The sequence below is a fragment of the Quisquiliibacterium sp. genome (assembly GCF_982640115.1).
Genome location: NZ_CEXFHW010000247.1, coordinates 1 through 4396 on the forward strand (window position 1 = coordinate 1; position 4396 = coordinate 4396).

Below are 4396 nucleotides of genomic sequence, written 5' to 3' on the forward strand. Positions count from 1 at the left end.
CCCCACGGCTCCTGCTCGGGCCGCAACGAGATCGGCGCCGAACTCGTGCCCTCGGTCATCGCCCTCGACACCTCGCGCCAGGCCCTGGCCGAGTGGGCGGCCTATGTCGGGCGCTTCTGGGCAGACCTCTTCGATGGCGGTGAAGCCGACCCGCCGAAGCCGGCCTCGGGCTAGAATCCGCCACCCTTTTCCGCCCTGTCTGGAGCCCCCGATGATCAGCCGTCCTTCGCTGGAGTTTGCCGATGTCCGCCGCATTGCCGCCGCCGCCGAGGCCCATGCCGTGGCCAATGGCTGGGCGGTCGCGATCGCGATCTGCGATGCCGGCGGCCACCCGCTCTGGCTGCAGCGCCTGGACGGCACCGCGCCCATCTCCGCGCACATCGCGCCGGCCAAGGCGCGCACCGCAGCCCTTGGCCAGCGCGAGTCGCGCATCTACGAGGAAATGATCAACAACGGGCGCACCTCCTTCCTGTCGGCGCCGCAGCTCGACGGTCTGCTCGAGGGTGGCGTGCCGATCATGGTCGATGGCCATTGCATCGGTGCGGTCGGGGTCTCGGGCGTGAACTCCACCGAAGACGCCCAGATTGCCCGGGCAGGCATCGCCGCGCTCACCGCCTGACGCCGCGCCGGCCCGCGCCGTGGCCTTCTTCGACCGGTCCACCCTCAACGACGGGGTCCGTCCGCGCGAGGTCTTCGGCTGGGCGATGTACGACTTCGCCAATTCCGGCTACACCACGGTGGTGCTCACCGCGGTGTTCAGCGCCTATTTCGTGGGCGGGGTGGCGGGGGGCGCGGCCTGGGCCACCTTCGCCTGGACAGCCGCGCTCTCGCTCTCCTGCCTGCTGGTGATGGTCGCGGCGCCGGCAGTGGGGGCCTGGGCCGATGCCCATGGCGCCAAGAAGCGGGTGCTGGGTGCTGCCACTATCGGCTGCGTGGCGGCCACCGCAGCGCTGGCCTGGGTGGGGCCCGGCGACATCGCCCTGGCGGTGGTCGCGATCGTCGTCTCCAACTTCTTCTTCAGTCTGGCCGAGGGTGTGGTGGCCGCCTTCCTGCCCGAACTCGCCCGGCCCCATGCGCTCGGCAAGGTCTCGGGCTGGGGCTGGAGCTTCGGCTACTTCGGCGGCATGCTCACCCTCGGGCTGGGCCTGGCGGTGGTGCTTTCGGCGCAGGCCCGGGGGCAGGGCGCGGCGCAGTTCGTGCCGCTCACCATGGCCATCACCGCAGGGGTCTATGCGCTGGCCTGCCTGCCCACCTTCCTGCTGCTGCGCGAGCGCGCGGCCGGACCGGGCGCGAGCCCGATCGGGCCGGTCGAAGACAGTCTGCAGCGGCTGCGCCGCACCTGGCGCGAGTCGGCCCGGTTCGCCGACTTCCGTCGCATGCTCTGGTGCGGCTGCCTGTACCAGGCCGGGATTGCGGTGGTGATCGCGCTGGCTGCGGTCTACGCGGAGCAGGCCATGCGCTTCACCCAGGTGCAGACCATGATCCTGATCTTCCTGGTCAACATCGCCGCGGCGCTCGGCGCCTTCGGCTTCGGCTATGCCCAGGACCGCCTGGGCCACCGGCGTGCGCTGGTCTTCACCCTGTTCGGCTGGATCCTGATGGTGGCCCTGGCCGCCCTGGGCACCTCGGTGGCGCTGTTCTGGGTGGCTGCGGCCATCGCCGGGCTGTGCATGGGCTCGAGCCAGTCGTGTGGCCGGGCGATGGTGGCGGCCATGGCGCCGGCGCAGCGCACCGCCGAGTTCTTCGGCCTGTGGACGCTGGCGGTGCGTCTGGCTGCGATCATCGGCCCGCTCACCTACGGCGCGGTCACCTGGGCCACCGGCGGCAACCACCGCCTGGCCATCGGCGTGACCGGGCTGTTCTTCGTGGCCGCGCTGGGCGTGCTGCGCGGCATCGACCTCGATCGCGCCCGCCGTGCGGCGGCCTGAAGGCTGGCCTGCACGGCAGCCTGGGCGCGGGTCTGGGCGCCGGTCGGGCGCCTGACCGAGCGCTCGCCTGCGTGCTCAGGTACCGGCCAGCGGCGCGCGCCGGGCGATCCAGGGCTCGGCCGCCTCCATCTGCGCGGCCAGCGCCAGCAGCCGGGCGTCCTCGCCGAAACGGCCCACCAGCTGCACGCCGATCGGCAGCCCGGTGGCACTCGTGCCCATCGGCATCGAGACGGCCGGCTGGCCGGTCATGTTGGCCAGCGGCGTGAACGGCGAATAGCCGATGATGCCCCGGGGCCCGAGCCGGTAGTCGACGAAGTCGGGGTTGCTCATCGCCCAGCGGCCAAGCAGCGCCGGCGGCTCGGCGAGCACCGGACAGAGCAGCACGTCGTAGCCGGCGGTCGCGTCGCCGCCCGGGGTGAAGAACTCGGCCACCCGCCGGTTCAGCGCGTGCAGCGTGCCCAGCGCGCTCATGTACTGCGGCGCCGACAGACTGCGGCCGTACTCCCAGGCCGAGCGGGTGGTCGGTTCGAGTTCGCCTTCCTGCAACGGCCGGCCCCGGCGCGCGAGGTGGTTCTCGATCGACATCGCAGTGCCGCTGGCCACCACCTTCATCAGCGGCTCGACGATCTCGCGGGTGCCCAGCGCCGGCCGCGCCTCGACCACGCTGTGGCCGAGCGATTCGAGCAGCCGGCCGGTGGCCAGCACCGCCGCGCGCACATCGGCGTGCACCGGCTCGCCTTCCAGGGTGGTGGCCATGACGGCCACCCGCAGGGGACCCAGGCCGGCGCCGTTGGCCAGCACCGCGGACATCGGATCTGTCCAGGCCGGCGCGCTGTAGGGCGCGCCCGGATCGGCGCCGGCGGTGCAGGCCAGTGCCTGGGCGCTGTCGCGCACCGACACCGAAACCACATGCTCGGTGGCCAGGCCGCCCCAGCCTTCGCCGGCCAGGGGGCCGCTCGGGATCAGGCCTCGGGTGGGCTTCAGCCCGACCAGGCCGCAGCAGGCCGCCGGAATCCGGATCGAGCCCGCGCCGTCGGAGGCATGGGCGATCGGCACGATGCCGGCAGCCACGGCCGCGGCCGCCCCGCCGCTGGAGCCGCCCGCGCTGTGCGCGGGATTCCAGGGGTTGCGGGTGGCACCGCCGTAGGCGGCGGCCTCGGTGGACGGGCTGATGCCCATCTCGGGGCTGGTGCTGCGCGAAAACAGCACGAAGCCGGCGCGCCGGTAGCGGCTGACCAGCGCGCTGTCCACCGGCCATTCCAGCCGCCCGAAGAGCCGCGATCCCATGGTGGAGGGCAGTCCGATCGCGGCGGTGGCCAGGTCTTTCAGGGGCATGGGCACGCCCAGGAAGGGCCGTTCTCGGCGCAGCCTTGCCAGCCCGTCGGGCTGACGCCGGGCCTGTGCGAGTTCGGCGTCGAGCGCGTCGGCTGCTGCACGGGCCGGCTGATGGGCCGGGTTGCACAGCGCATTGACAGCCGGATCGATGCGCGCGGCCAGCGAGATCGCATGCTCGAGGGCTTCGCGGGCGCTGAGTTCGCCGCTGACGATGCAATGGGCAAGGCCCAGGGCATCTCGGCCGGGCCAGTGGGATCGGGCGGACATGGCGGCTCCGGGTTCGGGAAGAGGGTGTGCGGTCCTGAGATCGTGCGGCGACGGGCGAGGCGGGCGTGCTTCAGACCGGCTTGAACACCGGCCCGAGCGGCCGCATCCGGATGCCGGGTCGCAGGCGCCGCCAGGGGAAGTCCACCGGGTCGGCCAGCGCCGGCCCGGGTGAGCGCACCACCAGCACCTCGCGCGAGATCGGCTGGAAGTCGGCGCGGAAATGCACCGAGCTCTTGAGCGCCAGCACGCGCTGACGGACCGGCTCCACGCCGAGATGACGGAACATCTCCTGGTCGGCCGCCTGGCACTTGCGCGAGGCCAGCGCCACCCGCACGCCGGGCGCCTGTTCCGAGCGCAGCAGCGCCATCGGGCCGAGCGCCATGCGAAAGCCGTTGAACATCGGGCCGGTGCAGCGGAACTGGCCGTCGCCCAGCCGCTCGACGGTGAAGCGCCCGCGCAGCGGCTGATGCCCGGGCACGCCCGAGACCGCGCCGAGCGCGAATTCCAGGGTGGCTCCCTGGCCGGCCTCGTGGGCACGCCGGGCGCTGTCCGCATCGATCAGCAGCCCCAGCACCGCGCCTTCGGCGCGCTGACCCACCAGCGCCTGCAGCAGGCCCACGGTGTCGCCATTGCCGCCGGCGCCGGGGTTGTCCTGCGTGTCGGCGAGCACCACCGGCGAGCCCGGTTCGCCGCGCGCCGCCGCCCGGCGAACCGCTTCCTCGGGTTCGAGCAGTTCGAGCGCGAAGTCCTTCTCGGCCGAGTTCACCGCATCGGCGAGCTGGGCCACCGCCGATTGCACCGCCCGCTCGTCGTGGCCATAGCCGACCACCGACATGCCGCATTCCGGGAAGTCGGCCATCGGGAAG

The 4396-nt window shown here is 73.0% G+C and carries 4 protein-coding genes; 2 read left to right on the top strand and 2 right to left on the bottom strand.

Going from position 1 to position 4396, the window contains the following annotated elements:
- Positions 1 to 211 precede the first annotated feature (211 nt).
- Entirely contained in the window at positions 212 to 619 is a 408-nt protein-coding gene (locus tag AC2H6A_RS18155; protein ID WP_484275125.1) for a GlcG/HbpS family heme-binding protein, read from the top strand.
- A 19-nt stretch (positions 620 to 638) separates the two neighbouring features.
- Positions 639 to 1928, top strand: coding sequence for an MFS transporter (locus AC2H6A_RS18160; protein WP_484275126.1), 1290 nt, complete (start codon positions 639 to 641; stop codon positions 1926 to 1928).
- 75 nt (positions 1929 to 2003) lie between these two features.
- Here the strand turns inward: AC2H6A_RS18160 and AC2H6A_RS18165 are convergent, their stop codons facing one another.
- Entirely contained in the window at positions 2004 to 3530 is a 1527-nt protein-coding gene (locus AC2H6A_RS18165) for an amidase (RefSeq protein ID WP_484275127.1), read from the bottom strand.
- Positions 3531 to 3600: 70 nt separating this feature from the next.
- The coding region (locus AC2H6A_RS18170; protein ID WP_484275128.1) for an MlrC C-terminal domain-containing protein at positions 3601 to 4396 on the bottom strand (796 nt) is incomplete at its 5' end.

What these genes read in the sequence shown, in the direction of transcription:
- AC2H6A_RS18155 (WP_484275125.1), top strand. Translation starts at nt 212, where the DNA reads ATGATCAGCCGTCCTTCGCTGGAGTTTGCCGATGTCCGCCGCATTGCC.
- AC2H6A_RS18165 (WP_484275127.1), bottom strand. Translation starts at nt 3,530, where the DNA reads ATGTCCGCCCGATCCCACTGGCCCGGCCGAGATGCCCTGGGCCTTGCC.